We start from the raw sequence: 17,609 nt of genomic DNA, 5'->3' as shown, positions 1-17,609 counted from the left end.
CCCCCCCCCCCCCCCCCCCCCCCCCCCCCCCCCCCCCCCCCCCCCCCCCCCCCCCCCCCCCCCCCCCCCCCCCCCCCCCCCCCCCCCGCTCCTGTTCGCTGTGCGGAGGACTCCCGCCCGGGTCCGCCGGCGTCAGGCCGACTTCCGGCTGTCCCGGGGGTGGACCGCGATGTTCATCGCACCGGAACGCAGGACGGCGAGGCGCTCCTCGAGGACCTCTTCGAGCTCCTCTCGGGTGCGCCGCTCCATCAGCATGTCCCAGTGCGTACGCGCGGGCTTGGCCTTCTTCTCCTCGGGGCCGTCGCCGTCCACCAGGAGTGCCTGGGCACCGCAGACCTTGCACTCCCACTCCGGCGGGATCTCCGCCTCGACCGAGAAGGGCATCTCGAAGCGGTGCCCCTTCTCGCATGCGTACTCCACGGCCTGGCGCGGGGCCAGGTCGATGCCGCGGTCCGTCTCGTAGCTGGTCACCACGAGGCGCGTGCCGCGAAGAGCTCGCTCACTCATGAATCGTGCCTCCCGGGCTTGTCGCCCACAGGACAGGTGTCGCTGTCGTCGTCATCCGGTCAACGTCCGGGCGGCGATAAAGATTCCCGTACCGAGTCCCGTTCCGGGTCAAGCGTCGCCGTCGTAGCCGCAGCCTTGTCAACCAGTGCAGTACCCTCCGACGTCCGGTTTGTCACCTCTACTGGCAGATGTGACCCAGCGTTTCGGTGTTTTTGACGCGCAGTAACGGTACGCCTGGCAGGCCAAACGCGTACACTACCGCCCTTTCGTGCCCCGTGTTAAATCCTTTCGGGGACCGGGTTCCCCGCGTCGGCGATCGCCCGCCGCACCGGGACCCGCGCGAGCAGCACGAACCCGAGCACGAAGAAGCCCACCAGGGAGACGATCGCGTCCCGGTAGCTGCCCGTCGTCTGGTAGGCGAGCCCGAACAGCAGCGGCCCGAGCCAGCTCATCCCGCGGTCGCTCATCTCGTACGCCGAGAAGTACTCGGCCTCCTTGCCGGGCGGCACGAGGTGGGAGAACAGCGACCGGGACAGCGCCTGGCTGCCGCCCAGGACCAGCCCGATCCCCGCGGCCAGGACGAAGAACCACCCCGGGGCGCCCGCGGGCAGGAAGTAGCCGGCGACCAGCGTCAGGGTCCAGGCGACCAGCGAGCCGAGGATCGTGCGCTTCGCCCCGTACCGCCGGGCCAGCCGGCCCAGCGCCAGCGCGCCGGCCACGGCCAGCACCTGGACCAGCAGCACGGCGACGATGAGCGTCGACTGCCCGAGCCCCAGCTCCCGCGAGCCGTAGACCGAGGCCTGCGAGATCACCGTCTGGATGCCGTCGTTGTAGACCAGGTAGGCCAGCAGGAAGCCGAGCGTCAGCGGATGGCGGCGCATGTCGCGGACGGTCGCCGCGAGCTGCCGGAAGCCCGGCAGGGCCGCCTCCCGCGCCGGGACGCGGCGGTCGCGCAGCCGGCGCAGCGGTATCAGCGCGAAGGCGCCCCACCACAGACCGGCCGACGCCAGGCAGATGCGCACCGCCGTGCCCTCGGAGACCCCGAAGGCGTCGTGTCCGGTGTACAGGACGAGGTTCGCGACCAGGACCAGGGCCCCGGCCGCGTACCCGAAGGCCCAGCCGCGGGAGGAGACCGCGTCGCGCTCCTCGGGCGGGGCGATCTGCGGCAGGTAGGCGTTGTAGAGCATCATCGCCACGGACTGCGCCGCGTTCGCCACGACCAGCAGCGCCCCGCCGAGCAGGTAGCGGTCGCCGTCGAGGAAGAACATGCCCGCCGTCGCCGCGGCGCCCGTGTAGGCGGCGGCCGCCAGGAACGGCTTCTTGCGGCCGGTGCGGTCGGCGGCGGCGCCCACCAGCGGCATCACCAGCACGGCCAGCACCACCGACAGGGACACCGCGTACGCGAAGAAGGAGCCCGCGCGCACCGGGACGCCCAGCGGGTGGACGAAGCCCCCGGCGTCCGCGGCCGACTCGGCGACCGACGTCAGATAGGGGCCGAGGAAGACGGTGAGCACGCTCGTGGAGTACACGGAGCACGCCCAGTCGTAGAAGTACCAGCCGCGCTGCTCGCGCCGCCGGGCGGCGGTCTCGTCCGCCGCCGGTGACCGCACGGTGTCGGTGCCCACCCCGTGCCCTCGCTTCCCCGTGAACGCGCGAGGGCGCCGGGGCGCGGTGTCTCAGACCCAGGCGCCGCGGTCCTCCATGACCTCGCGCAGTGTGCCGATGTGATCGGTCATGATGCCATCCACTCCCAGGTCCAGGAGCCGGTGCATCCGCTCGGGTTCGTTGACCGTCCACACGTGCACCTGCAGCCCGCGCGCGTGGGCCGCGCGCACGAAGCGCCGGTCCACCACCCGGACGCCCGACTGCACCTCCGGCACCTGGGCGGCGACCGCCGACCGGCGCACCGCGGCCGGCAGGCCCCACGCCCGCAGCCGCAGGTTCAGCACACCCCGGGTCCCGTACGACGTGGCCAGCCGCGGACCGGCCAGCCGCTGGGCGCGCGCCACCCGGGCCTCGGAGAACGAGCCGAGGCAGATCCGCTCCCAGGCGTTCGCGCGCCCGACCAGTTCCAGGAAGGGCGCCAGGGCCGGTTCGGCCTTGACGTCGACGTTCCAGCGCACCTCGGGGAAGGTCTCCAGGAGTTCCTCGAACAGGGGGACCGGTTCCTCGCCCGCCACCCGCGCGTGCGCCACGTCCCGCCACGGCAGGTCGGCGATCCGGCCCGCGCCGTCCGTCACCCGGTCCAGGGTCGCGTCGTGGAAGGCGACCAGCCGGCCGTCGCGGGTGGCGTGGACGTCGGTCTCGATGTATCGGTAGCCCGCCTCGACGGCGCGCCGGAACTGGCGCACGGTGTTCTCCAGGCCGTCCGCCGCCCCGCCCCGGTGGGCGAAGGCGATCGGGCCGGGGTGGTCGAGGTAGGGGTGGCGTATCCGCGGGGTCACGGACGCAGTATCGCCTCCCGCGGTCGCCCCGTGACGACGGCCGTGCCGGCGTCGGGCGCCGAGGGGACGGCGAACAGGCGCAGGAACAACTGCGCGAGCGGGCCGATCGTCACCGCGTACAGCAGGGTGCCGACGCCCACCGTGCCGCCGAGGAGGAAGCCCGTGACCACGACGCCGACCTCGATGGCCGTGCGGACCAGGCGGATCGAGACGCCCGTGCGCCGGTGCAGCCCCGTCATGAGCCCGTCGCGCGGGCCCGGACCGAAGCGCGCCGCGATGTACAGCCCGGTCGCCGCGCCGTTCAGCACGATGCCCGCCGCCGTCAGGGCCCCGCGGACCGCGAGGCCGTGGGCGTCCGGCAGCACGGCCAGCGTCGCGTCCATCGCCGCGCCGATCACCAGGACGTTGGACACCGTGCCCAGCCCCGGCCGCTGGCGCAGCGGGATCCACAGCAGCAGGATCACCGCGCCCAGGACGGTCAGCACCACGCCCATGGGCAGCCCCGTCCGCTCGGACAGGCCCTGGTGCAGCACGTTCCACGGTTCGAGGCCGAGTCCCGACCGCACGAGCAGTGCCGAGCTCGCGCCGTACAGCGCCAGGCCGGCGTACAGCTGGAACAGCCGCCGCGCGAGGTGCCCCTGCCGGGGTGAATGGCTGGACAAGACGTGCCCCCCTGTGGTGGAAGTGGACCGGTGCGTGACACCCTGTGGCACGGAAGGAGCGGCCATCCATGGCCAATCCGGGGAAGGTGGACTGATTCTCATGGCGCAGTGGACCTCGGCGGTGGGCGCCGCACAGCTCGCCCGGCTGCTCAACTCCCAGCAGGACCGCCCGGCCGGTCCCGGAACCCGCCGCCCGCCCGCCTACCGCGCGCTCGCCGACGGCATCCGGCTGCTGGTGTTCGAGGGGCGCGTGCCGGTCGCCGCACGGCTGCCCGCCGAACGGGAGCTCGCCCTCGCCCTGTCCGTCAGCCGCACCACCGTCGCCGCCGCCTACGAGGCGCTGCGCACCGAGGGGTTCCTGGAGTCACGGCGCGGCGCGGGCAGCTGGACCGCCGTCCCGGCCGGCAATCCGCTGCCCGCGCGCGGGCTCGAACCGCTGCCGCCCGAGGCCCTCGGCTCGATGATCGACCTCGGCTGCGCCGCGCTGCCCGCGCCCGAACCGTGGCTCACGCGCGCCGTGCGGGGCGCCCTGGAGGAGCTGGCGCCGTACGCGCACACCCACGGCGACTACCCCGCCGGACTGCCCGCGCTGCGCTCGATGATCGCCGACCGCTACACCGCGCGGGGCATCCCGACCATGCCCGAGCAGATCATGGTGACGACCGGGGCGATGGGCGCGATGGACGCCATCTGCCACCTCTTCGGCGGGCGCGGCGAGCGCATCGCCGTCGAGTCGCCGTCCTACGCCAACATCCTCCAGCTGATGCGGGAGGCCGGTGCCCGGCTCGTCCCGGTGGCCATGGCCGAGGGCCTGGCCGGCTGGGACCTGGACCGCTGGCGGCAGGTGCTGCGGGAGGCGGCGCCCCGGATCGCGTACGTCGTCGCCGACTTCCACAACCCGACCGGTGCGCTCGCCGACGAGGACCAGCGGCGCCGCCTGGTGGACGCGGCGCGTTCGGCGGGAACGGTGCTCGTCGCGGACGAGACGATGGCCGAACTGTGGCTCGAGCCCGACGTGGAGATGCCCCCTCCGGTCTGCGCCTTCGACCCGGCCGGGTCCACCGTGATCACGGTCGGCTCGGCGAGCAAGGCCTTCTGGGCCGGGATGCGCATCGGCTGGGTGCGCGCCTCCCCCGAGGCGATCCGCAGCCTGGTCGCCGCGCGCGCCTACGCCGACCTGGGCACGCCCGTGCTGGAGCAGCTGGCGGTGAACTGGCTGTTCGGCACGGACGGCTGGGAACAGGCCGTCGAGGTGCGCCGCGCGCAGGCCCGGGAGAACCGGGACGCGCTGGTCGCGGCGGTGCGGCGGGAGCTGCCCGGCTGGGAGTTCGAGGTCCCGCGGGGCGGGCTCACGCTGTGGGTGCGCGCCGGAGGGCTCTCGGGCTCGCGGCTGGCCGAGGCGGGGGAACGGGTCGGCGTGCGCGTGCCGTCCGGGCCGCGCTTCGGGGTCGACGGGGCGTTCGAGGGGTACGTGCGGCTGCCGTTCACCGTGGGCGGCGCGGTGGCGCAGGAGGCGGCGGTACGGCTGGCCGCGGCGGCACGGCTGGTGGAGAGCGGCGGGACCACGGGGGCGGAGGCGCCGCGCACGTTCGTGGCGTAGCGGTCACGGCGGCGGCGCGGCACGGGGACGTGTGCCGGGGTCCGGCAGCCTCTCCGGCGGGCCCCTTCGGGACCCCTTCAGGAGGGCTCCGCGACCGCCGCTTCCCTGGGCACCGCTCCCGCGGTCACCTCCTGCGGGACGGCGGCCCCGGGGGACTCCTCCCCGGGACCGGCCGCCACCGGGCACGGCCCGCCGGGGAGCGCCTTCACGGGCAGCGGCTCCTTCTCCTCCGGCTCCCCCTCCGCCACCTCGTTCCGCACCGTTTCCCCTTCCTCCTCCGCCACCGCGTTGCTCACCGGTTCCTTCTCCACCGGTTCCTTCTCCACCGGTTCCTTCTCCAGGGGCACGGGATCCACGGGCAGCTTGTCCAGGAGCACGGACCCCGCCGGAGCCGCTTCCGGGCCCGGCCGCCCCGTGTCCTTCGCCGGGGCCGTGCGCGGCGGCAGCAGGTCCAGCACGGCCTGCCGGTGGGCGTCGCTGGTGGCGTCGTCGTACGGGTCCGGCGTGGCCGGCACCTGAAGGCGGTGGACCGGTCCCGCGCCCAGGCGGGCGTAGCCCCGGCCCGGGGGGACCTGGTCGACGGGGGTGGTGTGCGGCGGCGCGCCCAGGACGGCCTCCAGCTGCTCCGCCGTCGCCGGGCCGAGGACGACCCGCGCGCGCGTGTGCTGCCGCACCGGGGCGCTGAGGGTCTCCAGGCCGTCGAGCTGGTCCGCGACGACCACGGTGACGTTCGCCGGGCGGCCGTGGCGCAGCGGGAGGCGGAGCAGCGACTGGGGGTCCTCGCGGCCCTCCTCGGCGGCCAGGTGCGTGAACGCGCTCGGCCGGTCCAGCAGGATCCACAGGGGCCGCCTGGTGTCCTCGGGCGGCGGATCGCCCGCCTGGTGGGCGCGGTTCGCCGCGCTCAGCCGACGCTCCGTCTCGCGCGCGGCCCACTCCAGGCTCGCCAGCGCCCCCGCCGGCCCGCACTCGACGGCGAGCACGCCGTCCCGGCCGGTCAGGCAGGCGTACTCACCGGTGCCGCCGCCGTCGACGATCAGCACGTCCCCGTGGTGGAGGGCCTGCAGGGCGATGGAGCGCAGCAGGGTCGAGGTGCCGCTGCCCGGCTGGCCGAGCACGAGCAGATGGGGCTCGGTGGAGCGGATGCCGGTGCGCCAGACGACGGGCGGCACGTCGCGCTGCTCCTCGCCGCGGGTGAGCGGCAGCGTCCGCCGCACCCGGGTGGGGTCGGTGAAGCCGAGCACCGTCTCGCCGGGGGAGGTGACGAAGGGCTGGGCGGCGATGTCGGTGGGCAGGGGCGGGAGGACCTGGACCGTGAGCTGGTTGCCCTCCTCGTCCCACGCGAAGTGGTACTCGCGGTCGCGCCCCGACTTGGCGCCGAGCAGGTGCTCGATCCGCGCCCGGGGCTCCGGCTCGCCGTCGGTGAAATAAGCGGGATAGCTGACCACCAGGCGGGTGATGCGGCCGGTGTCGTCGAACTCGTACTCCGGGAAGGCCCTCTTCCAGTCGCCGCCGTGGGAGTAGAGCGGATCCGGGTCCTCGGCGGTCGAGAAGTACGGCACCAGTGCCTCGTACAGGGTCCTCAGGCGCCGGAGACAGGACTCGTCGGGCCCTTCGGCCGCCGACGGGGCGCGGTCCCGTCCCTGCCAGGCCGCGACCGCCGTCAGGGCGGTGACGGCGAGCAGCGGGCCGTACGGCGCGAGTGCCACGACCAGCACGACCGACGCCACCAGGAAGAGCAGCGCGCCGCGCCTGTCCTGGGGCGTGTCGGCCCACCGGCGCCGTCCGGCCGAGGCCAGCCGGCGCAGGCCGCGCGCGATGGTGATCAGCGGGTGGAGGATGTCCGTGGCGCCGTCGGCCGCGGTCCTGGCCAGCTCCCGGCTCCGGGCGAGCTGCGCGCCGCCGTTGCTCAGGATGCGGGGGAGAGGGCGCCGGGCCACTGCGGTCTCCAGAGGGTGCGTACGGACGGGGGGCGCAGGGAGCCGGATCAGAACCTGAACCCGCCCAGGAGACTGGCCAGGCTTTCGCCGCCCGCCTTGATGCTGGGCGCGAGGGCCGTACTGGCCAGATAGAAGCCGAACAGCATGGCCACCAGGGCGTGCGACGCCTTCAGTCCGTCCTTGCGGAAGAAGACGAAGACGACGATGCCGAGCAGGACCACGCATGAGATCGAGATGATCATGTCAGTTCTCCTGGTTCACGGGGACAGTCACCATGAGTACTTCCAGGATCACAGGATGTATCTATACGACAAAAGGTGCAACTGGGTGGTTCCTCGGGTTTTTCGCCCGGTCGGTGGAGTGTCCCGCGCCGGTCCGCCCGACGACTGGGACGGTGTCCTCGCGGCCGGGAGGACCCGCCCCGATCCTCACCCCGGACGCACCGGGTCATGCGCCGCGCGAGCCAGTACCCTGGCGATTCACCCGTACGGCTCTGCACCGACCGCAGACGTACGCCCTGTCCCCGATGCACGAAGCACTGCGCACTGAGAGGCGGTCCGGCCGATGACCGACACCCCCGACCCGGAGGTCGTGGAACTGGCGACCAAGATCTTCGGTCTGGCCCGGAGCGGCCGGACCGACGAACTCGTGGCCTACGTCGACGCGGGGGTCCCGGCCAACCTCACCAACGACCGGGGCGACTCGCTCGTGATGCTCGCCGCCTATCACGGCCACGCCGGGACGGTGCGCGCGCTGCTGGAGCGCGGCGCCGACGCCGACCGCGTCAACGACCGGGGCCAGACCCCCCTCGCGGGAGCGGTCTTCAAGGGGGAGACCGAGGTGATCGAGGCCCTGCTGGAGGGCGGCGCCGATCCGTCCGCCGGTACCCCCTCGGCCGTCGACACGGCCCGGATGTTCGGCCGCACGGAAGTGCTCGGCCTGTTCGGCGAGCAGTGAGCGAAACGCTCTGAGCTGCGAAAATACAGAAAACGGGGGAGGCGGTACGGGGCCGCCGAAATTTCGGTCGCGGGAGATGTGACCGCCGGGTCATCATGACGACGTGATTCACGGACGCGATGGCCGGGCAGGTGTTGCCGCACCGCGCGGGCCGTGACGCGGCCCGCACGGGCCACCGACGAGAGGCAGAGAGATGGTCTACAGCGAGCAGGAAACGGCGGGTGCCCCGACGTGTTGTCACGCGGCCAGGTAATGCACGTCCCCGGTTGCGTCGACGCTTGATGTGAGGCTGTTTCCCATGTTCGATCCGGTCATAGCGCCCAGCGGTACGCTGCTCGGCCTGCTCCAGCGGGGCCGCGGCGACGGCACGCTGCACGCGCTCACCGCCCCGCGCCCCGAAGCGCTCGCGGCGCTGAACCACTGCGTGCTGCGCGACCCGCGCCACGACTGGCAGGTGGAGAACCGCTCCCTCTACTACGCCCGCCTCTACCTCGATCTGCACGGCGAACTGGACGCGATCGAGGCCCACCTCTTCGACCCCGAGGACGTCCTCGACACCGACGAGTCACGCACCGGACTCGCCCTCGCCGTCCTCGGACACCTCGCCTCCTACGGCAGGCGGGACGCGCTCGAACTCCTGCGCAGGTACGCCGCCCACGGCACCAACTGGGCCTGGGCCCTGGACGAACTCGCCCTCCGGGACGACGACGCGGGCCTGCGCGCCCTCGCCGTCCCGGTGCTGGCGCGGTTCACCACCGACGCCGAGGGCGAGGCGGAACTGGCCGCCGCCGTCCGCGACGCCTTCGAGCCGAGGCCCTGGCGCCTGTGGGCCGACGACCCGCGCGCCTCCGTCGCCGCGCGGGTGCGCGCCGCCCGCGAGGCCGGCTGCTTCGACCGCTGGCAGCGGCAGATGCGCCCCACCGGGCCCCGTCCCGGCTGGAGCGTGCAGGCCGTGTTCGCGTGGGCCCAGCAGGGCGTGGAGCGCGGCGCCGCGCTCCACGTACCGGCCGCCCGCTGTCTCGCCGCCGTGGCGGGCCCCGAGGACCGGCCCGAGATCGTCCGGGCCGCCCGGGACGGCACCGAGGGAGCCCGGTGCACCGCCCTGCGGTACCTCGCCGACGGCAACGATCCCGACGTCCTGGAGCTGATCGAGGGCGCCGTGGCCACGGGCTCGCCGGCCGTCGTGGAGGCCGCCGTCGACGCCTTCGAGCGCATGCGCGGTCCCGAGGCCGTCGACCGGGCACGCGGCTGGGCCCGCCGGCCCGGCCCGCTGGGCGCCGCCGCCGGCCGCGTCCTCGCCTGCCGGGGCGGGACCCGGGACCGCGACCTGGTCCTCGCGGCGCTCCGCGAGGCGGTGCGGGGCGAGGGTCCCGACGCCCTCACCCTGTGGACGCTCGTCGACGGCGCCGGACGCCTCGGCATCGCCTGCGCCGCACCCGTCCTCCGGCACGTCTACCGGGAGACCGCCTCGTCCCACCTGCGGGGCCGGGTGGCGCGCGCCCTCGCCGCCACCGACCCCTCCTTCGGCACCGGCTTCGCCGTCGAGTGCCTGTGGGACTGCGAGGAGTCCACCCGCGAGATCGCCGCCCGGCACGCCGAGACCGGGGACACCCGGGTGGTCGAGCGCCTGCGCCGGCTCGCCGCCGACCCGGCCGAGGAGGCCGAGGTGCAGACCGCCGTCCGCAGCCGGATCGGCCCCGAGGAGACCGCCGTGTGACCCGCTCGGGCGAGCGGCGCGAACGGGAGGTGACCCGCGGGCCGGGCGTGCGCGGCCCCGTCCGACCCGGCCGGGCGCACGGGGCAACGCTCACGGCGCGTTCCCCGGACGGAAAGATCCACTCTGGCGCGGCCACGTCCGGTGCGGCGACAACACCGGTATGCGTGTCGTCATCGTGACCGAGTCCTTTCCCCCCGACGTGAACGGCGTCGCCCACTGCGCGTTCCAGACCGCCCGGCACCTCGTCGACCGCGGTCACACCCCCCTCGTCGTCGCTCCCGCCCCCGCCGGCCCCGCTCCCGACGACCGGGCGCCGTGCCCCGTCGTCCGCGTCCCCTCCCTTCCGCTCCCCGGTTACCCCCAGGTCCGCGTTGCCCTCCCCGGCCGCCGCCCCGCCGCCGCGATCGCCGGGCACCGGGCCGACGTCGTCCACCTGGCCGGCCCCTTCGTCCTCGGCGTGCGCGGCATGGCGGCCGCCGCCCGCCTCGGCCTGCCCGCCGTCGCCGTCTACCAGACCGACCTCGCCGGCTACGCCCGTACGTACCTGGGCGCGGGCGGGGCGGCGGCCTGGCGGCGCATCCGCGCCGTGCACACGGCGGCCGACCTCACCCTGGCCCCGTCCGGCGCCGCCCTGCGCGACCTGGAGGCGCACGGCGTGCCCAGGGTCAGGCTGTGGCCGCGCGGTGTGGACACCGCCCGTTTCCGGCCCGGCCTCCGTGACGAGGCGCTGCGCCGCGGGCTCGCCCCGGACGGCGAACTCCTCGTCGGCTACGTCGGCCGGCTCGCCCCCGAGAAGCGGGTCGAACTGCTCGCCGGGGTGTGCGCCCTGGCCGGGGTCCGGGTCGTGGTCGTCGGGGACGGGCCCAGCCGGCCGGGGCTGGGGCGGGCGCTGCCCGGCGCGGTCTTCCTGGGCCGCCGCACCGGCGGCGAACTCGCCCGGATCTTCGCCTCGCTGGACGTCTTCGTGCACACCGGGCCGTTCGAGACCTTCTGCCAGACCGTGCAGGAGGCCATGGCGAGCGGCGTGCCCGTGGTGGCGCCCGCGGCGGGCGGCCCGCTGGACCTGGTCGCGCACGGGCGCACGGGACTGCTCGTACCGCCGCGCGACGCCGCCGCCGTGCGCGACGCGGTGTGGTCCCTGGCCGCCGATCCCGGGCGGCGGGCCGCGTACGGCTCGGCCGGGCGCGCGGCGGTCGAGGGGCGTACCTGGGCCGTGGTCGGGGACCGGCTGATCGGGCACTACACGGACGTGCTCGCCGGACGCAGGACGACGGTGGCGGCATGACCGCCATGACCGGTACGAACGGCGGGAGCGCGACGCCGGCGGGGACCGGCCGGTGCTCGTCTCGGGCGGACGGGGGAGCGACCGCGGGACCGAGCGGAGGAGGGCGACCGCACCGCCGGGTCCTGCGCCGCCCGGCACCGGGGCCGCCGCGTCCTCACCGACCGGGAGCGGATCGCTGGCCGCTCCGGGAACCGCCCCCGGCCGCCCGGAGGTGCCCGGCCGCACGACCCCGCGCCGGGCCGGCGGACGGGCCCGGGGCCCGTCCGCCGTGATCTCCCCCGGGACCGCCGGCGGGGTGCTGCGCGCCCGGGGCCGTCCGCGAGCGCCGTCGACGCCCCCGGCATCCGCACCGCCCGCACGTGCGCGCGTGGTGTGCGCCACCGGGTTCGCCGAGCGGGAGTCCGTGCGGCCCGGGGCCCGCGGGGTCGTCCGCGCCCCGCCGGGCGCCGGCCCGGGGGAGCGGCGCCCCGCCCCGCGCGCTCCGGGCCGGCGGCGACCGCGCCGTCCCCGGGGAGCGACGGCCGGACCGGGCGTTCAGCGGCGGCGCACGGCGACGAAGCGGACCGGGGTGCCGGGCGCCGCCTGGGCGGCGGCCGGGAGGTCGGCGCGGCGGACGACCGCGACCACGGGATAGCCCCCGGTGGTCGGGTGGTCGGCCAGGAACACCACCGGCCTGCCGTCGGGCGGCACCTGGACCGCCCCCAGCACCACGCCCTCACTGGGGAGTTCGCCCGGCCGGGCCCGCTCCAGGGCCGGCCCGGTCGTGCGCAGCCCGATGCGGTTGCTCGCCGGGGACACGCGGTACGCGCGGGACGTGAGGACCCGGACCGACTCCGGGGTGAACCAGTCGTCGCGCGGGCCCGGTGTCACGCGCAGCACGAGTTCGTCCGGGGGCGCCGGCTGCGGGGCGACGTCCACGCGCGCGGGCAGCCCCCGCGGGGCCCCGAGGGGGAGGACGGCGCCGTCCGTGAGCGGGGCCGGGCCGAGGCCCGAGAGCAGGTCGGTGGAGCGGCTGCCGAGCACCGGCTCGACGGCGATCCCGCCGGAGACGGCGACGTAGGCGCGTACGCCCGGGGCCGCCGCCCCGACGTCCAGGACCGCCCCGGCCCGCACGCGCACCGGCGCCCCCCAGGCGGCCGGACGGCCGTCCACGGTGACGGGGCAGGGGGCGCCGGTGACCGCCACGACGACCGCCGAACGAGGGCGCAGCGCGCAGCCGTCGAGGGTGGTCTCCAGGACGGCCGCGTCCGGCGGGTTGCCGACCAGCCGGTTGGCGAGCGCCGCCGCGGGCCCGTCCAGCGCCCCGGAACGGGGCACGCCCAGGTGGGCGTGGCCCGGGCGGCCCCGGTCCTGCACGGTGGTCAGGGCTCCCGCCCGGACGACGGCGAGCGCACGGTCCGTCATGCCGCCGGCTCCGCCGCCACCGGGACGAACCGCACGCGGGTGCCGGGGGAGAGCAGCGCCGCCGGGACCCGCGCGTGGTCCCACAGCACGAGGTCGGTCGTGCCGATCAACTGCCAGCCACCCGGCGAGGAACGCGGGTACACCCCCGTGTACGGCCCCGCCAGCGCCACCGAGCCGGCCGGCACGACCGTGCGCGGGGTCGGCCTGCGGGGCACCTCGTACCGCGGCGGCAGCCCCGTGAGGTAGCCGAAGCCGGGCGCGAAACCGCAGAAGGCGACGCGGAACCCGGTGCCCGCGTGGATGCGCGCCACCTCCCGCACGGGGACGCCCCAGTGCGCGGCGACGTCGGCGAGGTCCGGGCCGTCGTAGCGCACCGGGACCTCGACCGTCCCCTCCTCGTGCGCGGGCGCGGGCGGCAGCCCGCGGGCGGTCAGTTCGGCGGCCAGCGCGGCGGGGTCGGACAGGCCGTCGAGCAGGACCGTGCGGGCCGCCGGCACGATCTCGCCGACCGGCAGCGACCCCTCCGCGCGGCGCCGCAGCAACTCCGCGTGGAGCGCCCGGGCCTCGTCGCCCGAGGAGACCTCGACGAGCAGGGCGTCCTCGCCGACGGGCAGCACCCTCATGCGAAGGCCTCCACCCGGATCCCCGAGGCCTCCAGGCCGCCGCGCACCCGTCGCGCCAGGTCCACCGCGCCGGGCGTGTCGCCGTGCAGGCACAGGGAACGCGCCCGCACCTCGATGCGCCGTCCCGAGCGCGTCCCCACCTCACCGGAACGGGCCAGGTCCACCGAACGCGCCACGACGGCCGCGGGGTCGGTGACCACGGCGCCCTCCTGCCGGCGCGGCACCAGGGTGCCCTCGTCGGTGTACGCGCGGTCGGCGAACGCCTCCGGGACGACCGGCAGGCCCGCCTTCCCGGCCAGTTCCAGCAGCCGCGAACCGGGCAGGCCCAGCACCGGCAGCGCGGCGTCCGCGAGCAGGACCCCCTCGACGACCGCGCCGGCCTGCTCCTCGTCGTGGACCACCCGGTTGTACAGCGCCCCGTGCGGTTTGACGTAGGCCACGCGGGCGCCCGCCGCGCGGGCGAACACCTCCAGGGCGCCGATCTGGTAGGCCACTTCGGCCGCCAGCTCGGCGGGCGGCACGTCCATCGCGCGCCGCCCGAACCCCGCCAGGTCCCGGTAGGAGACCTGGGCGCCGATCCGCACCCCGCGCTCGGCCGCGAGCGCGCACACCCGGCGCATGGTGGCCGCGTCCCCGGCGTGGAAGCCGCAGGCCACGTTGGCGCTGGTGACGACGGACAGCAGCCGTTCGTCGTCGGTGAGCCGCCAGCGGCCGAAACCCTCGCCGAGGTCGGCGTTCAGATCGATGGAGGTCATGGATCCCTCGTTTCTCCTTCTCGGGCCGCGCGGGACCGCTCGGACCGCGCGGTCCCGGCGCCCGCGACCGGCCGGACGCCCCGTCCTCGTCGGTGCGTCAGGTCCGTGCGGGGTGTGGCCGGCCGGTCGGGGGCCCGCGGTGGAGGGGGTGTGCTCATGAGCACCTCGCAGCGGGGGGGGGCGGAAGGGCGCGGGACGAAGCGGGCGGTGCGGTGCCGTGCCGCGGTGCGGAAGGCGCCGGCGCCCCGCGCCCGAGGGGCGGCGCCATGCGGAGCACCGTAGAGGATCGTTGAACGATCCCTCAACACCCGTGTTGTTCCGTCCTGTCGCGTGCGATTGAATCCCGGGCATGGCAGAGGAGCTGAGGGGACTGGCCGACGACCGCGCCCTGCTGGGCCGCACCAGCACCGCCGAGCGGGTCTCGGACATCCTCCGGAGCCGGATCGCCGAGGGGTACTTCCCGCCCGGGACGCGGCTGTCGGAGGACGGCATCGGCGGGGCGCTGGGGGTCTCCCGCAACACGCTGCGCGAGGCGTTCCGGCTGCTCACGCACGAACGGCTGCTCGTCCACGAACTGAACCGGGGCGTGTTCGTCCGGGTGCTGACCGTCGAGGACGTCGAGGACATCTACCGCACCCGCCGGCTCGTCGAGTGCGCCGTCGTGCGCGGCCTCGGCGAGCCGCCGTACGCGCTGGACGCACTCGCCGGAGCGGTGGAGGAGGGCCGCCGGGCGGCGCGCGAAGGCGACTGGAAAGGCGTGGGCACCGCCAACATCCACTTCCACCGCGAGCTGGTGGCCCTCGCCGCCAGCGAGCGCACCGACGAGCTGATGCGCGGCGTCTTCGCCGAACTGCGGCTCGCCTTCCACGTGGTGGACGAGCCCGGACGGCTGCACGAACCGTACATCGAGCGCAACCTCGCCGTTCTCCGGGCGCTGCGGGCCGGTGACCGGGAGGAGGCCGAGCGGCTGCTCGCGGCCTACCTCGACGTCTCGCTGGAGCGGGTGGTGGAGGTGTACCGGCGCCGGGTCGGGCCGGACGGGCAGGGCGGCTGAGCCGCGGCGCCGCGCGGCGGCGGAACGCGGGCGCGGCGCCCGCGGCACCGGGGCGCGTCGGCCTCGTTTGGGTCGTTGTCGGACCGAGGACCTAGTCTGTTCACCGTGACATCGCCAGCACCCACGGACAGTGCTCCGCCCCAGCTCAGCGCGGGGCCGCGGCCCGCACCGGGCCCGGCCGCCGACGAAGGGCTGGCGCGGCGGCTGCGCGCGCTCGCCTGCACGGCGCCGCTGCACGACCTGGACGCGCGCAAGGCCAATCTGGCCGGCGAGTACACGGTGTACGGCATGGCGGAGATCGCCCTGGCCGCCATCGACCTCGTCACGCTGAACATGGACTTCGACACGGGCGCGGACCACGAACAGATCGTCACCCGGCTCGTCCCCCGCATCGCCGCCCAGGCCCCGGACCGCCCCGCCGCCGAGCACGAGCGGGTGGCCCGCTGGGTCCTGGAGAACCTGATCAACGTCGGCAGCGTCGACCGCGGCTTCCGGGCGGTGTACGGCGTGTTCGGGGCGGACGGCACCTATGTGCGCCGCGACTACGACTTCAAGCTGATCGAGGAGGTGCCCGGCCCCGGCGGCACGGTGTACCTGCGGACCACCGACGAGGCCGTCAACGTCCTGGTCGGCGCCCTGGACACCGACGTCACCAGCGCGCAGATCGCCGCCGAGGTCAAGCTGGAGGTGCTGATCAGCCGCGGCCGGCTCGCCGACGCCCAGCTCGCCGCGGAGCAGGCCCGCTACCGGACCGTGCAGTACTCCGAGAGCCTGCGCCGGGCGCTGGAGGCCACCCGGCGCAACGTCCGCGCGGTGGACTGGCTGAGCGCCGTCCCCGACATGATCGCCGAGGCCCTGGACCACGTGGCGGACCGGTACCGCCACGAGAACGCGATCCTCACCAACATCCGCAAGGCCCGCGACGAGTCCGAGGACCCCGAGCACAAGCGGCGGGCCGCCGAGCTGGTGGACATCGTCAAGGACTGCATCCGGCGGCACACGCAGCTGCAGGCCCGGCTGCTGGAGGCCGGCCCCCTGTTCCGGGCCGAACAGGACCGGCAGGCCTTCGCCGCCCCCGCGCCGACCTCGGGCACGGACCTGTACGGCCACCTCCTGGCGCCCCTGCTGCCGCTGCCCGTGGAGCAGGCGGCCCGGGTCACCGGCGCCTTCTTCGCCCGCGGCACCGGGCTGCGCACCCCGGTGTCGGTCCGGGTCGCCGACCTCGTCGAGATCCTGCTGACACCGCCGGTGGAGCGGGAGCACCTCGGCGCCGAGATGCCGGAGCCCGACCTCATCGCCACACCGGACGACAGCCGCTTCAGCGAGGAGCAGCTGGCGGCCGCCACGGAGCTGCTGGACCTGCCGGCCGACGCGCCGCGCCGGCTGTCCGGACTGCTCGCCGACGCGCGCCGCCGGGACCCCGAGCTGCCGTACCTGGTCGCCCTGCTGGCGATCCACGCCGCCAGCCCGCCGGTCGGCACCGCCTACCGCCAGGGCGAGCGGAAACTGCTGTTCGCCGTGGACGACGGCACCGAACTCGACGACCCCGAGTTCGGCGGCGCCGACCTCATCGTCGGCACGGCCCTGCTGGACGCGGCGGGCATGGCGGCGGACCGGACGGAGGCGGCGTGATGGTCCCGCCGCGGGACGGCCGGGGACCGGCGCCGGCCGGCCGGGCCCACCCGGCGCGGCCGCGGCCGACACGGCCCCGCGCCCCCGAAGGGGCCGACCGCACCGTTGTCCTCCAGAGCAAGGAGCCGAAACCGTGACCGAGCACGTCGAGTGGAGCGAGCCGGAGGCCGGTGCCGCGCCGGCCGCCACCGCCGTCACGCCCGCCGACGCCGCCGACGCGGCGCGGCTCGTCGCCTTCGGCCTGCAGCCCAAGCTCCAGCCGGCCCGCGACCAGGAGTACGCGGACCTGCTGCGCCGCTACCGCGAGGACCCGCCGTTCGCGCGGCTCGCCGACGCCGTGGCCACCGGCCTCGGACTGGTCGTGCTGGAGGTGTCCCCGCGCGCGGGCATGGCGGTGACCGCCGCCGAGGACTCCGTGTTCGCGGTGCGCATGGGCGACTACGCGCGGCGCACCTCCGCCGACGGCGGCGACCGGTTCCTGCACGGGCTCGCCCACCTCGCCGTCGCCGCCCTGGCCTTCCCGCGCCCGGAGGACCTCACCGACGACGGCTACATCGGGCGCGTCACGGTCAACGGCGTCGACGCCTTCGTGCGCCAGGCCTGCCACCGGCTGGAGGAGCGGGCCGCACAGCAGGGCGAGAACACCGACCCGGCCAGCGACGCCCCCGGCCTGGAGGCCGCCTGGCGGGTCTGGGCCAGACGCAGCGCGACCGGGGCCACCAAGGACGCGCGCCGGCTCGCGGGATCGACCACCGGCATCGTCGCCAAGGCCGTCGCCTTCCTCACCGACTCCGGCTTCCTGCAGCGCACCGGCGACGACAACGGCGGCACGTACCGCACCACGGCCCGCTACCAGCTCCAGGTGCGCGACATGGCGGGCAGCGCCGCCCTGGCCGAACTGCTGGAACTGGGCGTCGTCCCGGTCACCGACGGCACGCCCACCCTGCTGCCCCCCGAGGACGCCGACGACCTGGAACTCGTCGCCGACGCCGGCCTGCCCTTCCACTCCTCCTGAGCTCCCCGCTCCACGCC

16 protein-coding genes are annotated in these 17,609 nt (G+C 75.8%); 7 read left to right on the top strand and 9 right to left on the bottom strand.

Translation table 11 applies throughout. The features are described from left to right. Positions 1 to 132: 132 nt before the first annotated feature. The 4 genes from ACZ56B_RS28490 to yczE form a co-directional block, all read right to left on the bottom strand. On the bottom strand, positions 133 to 507 hold the full coding sequence (locus ACZ56B_RS28490; RefSeq protein WP_003977404.1) for an RNA polymerase-binding protein RbpA: 375 nt from the start codon (positions 505 to 507) through the stop codon (positions 133 to 135). A 278-nt stretch (positions 508 to 785) separates the two neighbouring features. Further along, the gene (locus tag ACZ56B_RS28485; RefSeq protein ID WP_468796529.1) at positions 786 to 2,132 is read right to left on the bottom strand and encodes an MFS transporter; all 1,347 of its coding nucleotides are present in this window, start codon (positions 2,130 to 2,132) and stop codon (positions 786 to 788) included. 51 nt (positions 2,133 to 2,183) lie between these two features. Further along, positions 2,184 to 2,951, bottom strand: a complete 768-nt coding sequence (locus ACZ56B_RS28480) for a glycerophosphodiester phosphodiesterase (protein WP_468796527.1) — start codon at positions 2,949 to 2,951, stop codon at positions 2,184 to 2,186. Beyond that, the gene (gene yczE / locus ACZ56B_RS28475; RefSeq protein ID WP_468796525.1) at positions 2,948 to 3,679 is read right to left on the bottom strand and encodes a membrane protein YczE; all 732 of its coding nucleotides are present in this window, start codon (positions 3,677 to 3,679) and stop codon (positions 2,948 to 2,950) included. The genes ACZ56B_RS28480 and yczE overlap by 4 nt, the downstream gene beginning before the upstream one ends. Positions 3,680 to 3,713: 34 nt before the next feature. Here yczE and ACZ56B_RS28470 point away from each other — a divergent pair, with 34 nt between their 5' ends. Next, positions 3,714 to 5,213, top strand: a complete 1,500-nt coding sequence (locus ACZ56B_RS28470; protein ID WP_468796523.1) for an SCO1417 family PLP biosynthesis transcription factor — start codon at positions 3,714 to 3,716, stop codon at positions 5,211 to 5,213. A gap of 77 nt (positions 5,214 to 5,290) precedes the next feature. Here ACZ56B_RS28470 and ACZ56B_RS28465 read toward each other — a convergent pair whose 3' ends face one another. Next, on the bottom strand, positions 5,291 to 7,150 hold the full coding sequence (locus tag ACZ56B_RS28465; protein ID WP_468796521.1) for a P-loop NTPase family protein: 1,860 nt from the start codon (positions 7,148 to 7,150) through the stop codon (positions 5,291 to 5,293). A 47-nt stretch (positions 7,151 to 7,197) separates the two neighbouring features. Beyond that, positions 7,198 to 7,392 (bottom strand): hypothetical protein, encoded by a 195-nt coding sequence (locus ACZ56B_RS28460; RefSeq protein ID WP_468796519.1) that lies wholly within the window; start codon positions 7,390 to 7,392, stop codon positions 7,198 to 7,200. Between the two features lie 322 nt (positions 7,393 to 7,714). Here ACZ56B_RS28460 and ACZ56B_RS28455 point away from each other — a divergent pair, with 322 nt between their 5' ends. The 3 genes from ACZ56B_RS28455 to ACZ56B_RS28445 all read left to right on the top strand — a co-directional run bounded on the left by ACZ56B_RS28455 (position 7,715) and on the right by ACZ56B_RS28445 (position 11,109). Beyond that, positions 7,715 to 8,107: an ankyrin repeat domain-containing protein gene (locus ACZ56B_RS28455; protein ID WP_468796517.1), complete on the top strand. Its 393-nt coding sequence runs from the start codon at positions 7,715 to 7,717 to the stop codon at positions 8,105 to 8,107. 298 nt (positions 8,108 to 8,405) lie between these two features. Continuing rightward, the gene (locus ACZ56B_RS28450; RefSeq protein ID WP_468796515.1) at positions 8,406 to 9,824 is read left to right on the top strand and encodes a HEAT repeat domain-containing protein; all 1,419 of its coding nucleotides are present in this window, start codon (positions 8,406 to 8,408) and stop codon (positions 9,822 to 9,824) included. A 160-nt stretch (positions 9,825 to 9,984) separates the two neighbouring features. Then, positions 9,985 to 11,109, top strand: coding sequence for a glycosyltransferase family 4 protein (locus tag ACZ56B_RS28445; RefSeq protein WP_468796513.1), 1,125 nt, complete (start codon positions 9,985 to 9,987; stop codon positions 11,107 to 11,109). A gap of 534 nt (positions 11,110 to 11,643) precedes the next feature. Here ACZ56B_RS28445 and ACZ56B_RS28440 read toward each other — a convergent pair. The 3 genes from ACZ56B_RS28440 to ACZ56B_RS28430 are packed head-to-tail and all read right to left on the bottom strand — an operon-like array spanning position 11,644 to position 13,891. Then, on the bottom strand, positions 11,644 to 12,513 hold the full coding sequence (locus tag ACZ56B_RS28440; protein ID WP_468796511.1) for a 5-oxoprolinase subunit C family protein: 870 nt from the start codon (positions 12,511 to 12,513) through the stop codon (positions 11,644 to 11,646). Next, positions 12,510 to 13,136, bottom strand: coding sequence for a 5-oxoprolinase subunit B family protein (locus tag ACZ56B_RS28435; RefSeq protein ID WP_468796509.1), 627 nt, complete (start codon positions 13,134 to 13,136; stop codon positions 12,510 to 12,512). The genes ACZ56B_RS28440 and ACZ56B_RS28435 overlap by 4 nt, the downstream gene beginning before the upstream one ends. Further along, on the bottom strand, positions 13,133 to 13,891 hold the full coding sequence (locus ACZ56B_RS28430) for a LamB/YcsF family protein (RefSeq protein ID WP_468796507.1): 759 nt from the start codon (positions 13,889 to 13,891) through the stop codon (positions 13,133 to 13,135). Before ACZ56B_RS28430 ends, ACZ56B_RS28435 begins: the two co-directional genes overlap by 4 nt. 349 nt (positions 13,892 to 14,240) lie before the next feature. On the opposite strand from ACZ56B_RS28430, the gene ACZ56B_RS28425 reads away from it, so the two are divergent. The 3 genes from ACZ56B_RS28425 to ACZ56B_RS28415 all read left to right on the top strand — a co-directional run bounded on the left by ACZ56B_RS28425 (position 14,241) and on the right by ACZ56B_RS28415 (position 17,592). Beyond that, complete coding sequence (locus ACZ56B_RS28425) at positions 14,241 to 14,945, top strand: GntR family transcriptional regulator (RefSeq protein WP_468796505.1); 705 nt, start codon at positions 14,241 to 14,243, stop codon at positions 14,943 to 14,945. Positions 14,946 to 15,050: 105 nt separating this feature from the next. Then, complete coding sequence (locus ACZ56B_RS28420) at positions 15,051 to 16,577, top strand: hypothetical protein (RefSeq protein WP_468796503.1); 1,527 nt, start codon at positions 15,051 to 15,053, stop codon at positions 16,575 to 16,577. 133 nt (positions 16,578 to 16,710) lie between these two features. After that, on the top strand, positions 16,711 to 17,592 hold the full coding sequence (locus ACZ56B_RS28415; RefSeq protein ID WP_468796501.1) for a hypothetical protein: 882 nt from the start codon (positions 16,711 to 16,713) through the stop codon (positions 17,590 to 17,592). The last annotated feature ends 17 nt before the right edge of the window (positions 17,593 to 17,609 follow it).

This window comes from Streptomyces sp. NPDC034670, assembly GCF_055574875.1.
Note: the sequence above shows the minus strand (reverse complement) of the source record. Positions and strands in the feature narration are given on the sequence as shown.

Bases quoted from the DNA above. Each gene is read 5' to 3' on its own strand.
- ACZ56B_RS28455 (WP_468796517.1), top strand. From the start codon at position 7,715: ATGACCGACACCCCCGACCCGGAGGTCGTGGAACTGGCGACCAAGATC.
- ACZ56B_RS28450 (WP_468796515.1), top strand. From the start codon at position 8,406: ATGTTCGATCCGGTCATAGCGCCCAGCGGTACGCTGCTCGGCCTGCTC.
- ACZ56B_RS28430 (WP_468796507.1), bottom strand. From the start codon at position 13,891: ATGACCTCCATCGATCTGAACGCCGACCTCGGCGAGGGTTTCGGCCGC.
- yczE (WP_468796525.1), bottom strand. From the start codon at position 3,679: ATGGCCGCTCCTTCCGTGCCACAGGGTGTCACGCACCGGTCCACTTCC.
- ACZ56B_RS28425 (WP_468796505.1), top strand. From the start codon at position 14,241: ATGGCAGAGGAGCTGAGGGGACTGGCCGACGACCGCGCCCTGCTGGGC.
- ACZ56B_RS28445 (WP_468796513.1), top strand. From the start codon at position 9,985: ATGCGTGTCGTCATCGTGACCGAGTCCTTTCCCCCCGACGTGAACGGC.
- ACZ56B_RS28470 (WP_468796523.1), top strand. From the start codon at position 3,714: ATGGCGCAGTGGACCTCGGCGGTGGGCGCCGCACAGCTCGCCCGGCTG.
- ACZ56B_RS28460 (WP_468796519.1), bottom strand. From the start codon at position 7,392: ATGATCATCTCGATCTCATGCGTGGTCCTGCTCGGCATCGTCGTCTTC.
- ACZ56B_RS28440 (WP_468796511.1), bottom strand. From the start codon at position 12,513: ATGACGGACCGTGCGCTCGCCGTCGTCCGGGCGGGAGCCCTGACCACC.
- ACZ56B_RS28435 (WP_468796509.1), bottom strand. From the start codon at position 13,136: ATGAGGGTGCTGCCCGTCGGCGAGGACGCCCTGCTCGTCGAGGTCTCC.
- ACZ56B_RS28490 (WP_003977404.1), bottom strand. From the start codon at position 507: ATGAGTGAGCGAGCTCTTCGCGGCACGCGCCTCGTGGTGACCAGCTAC.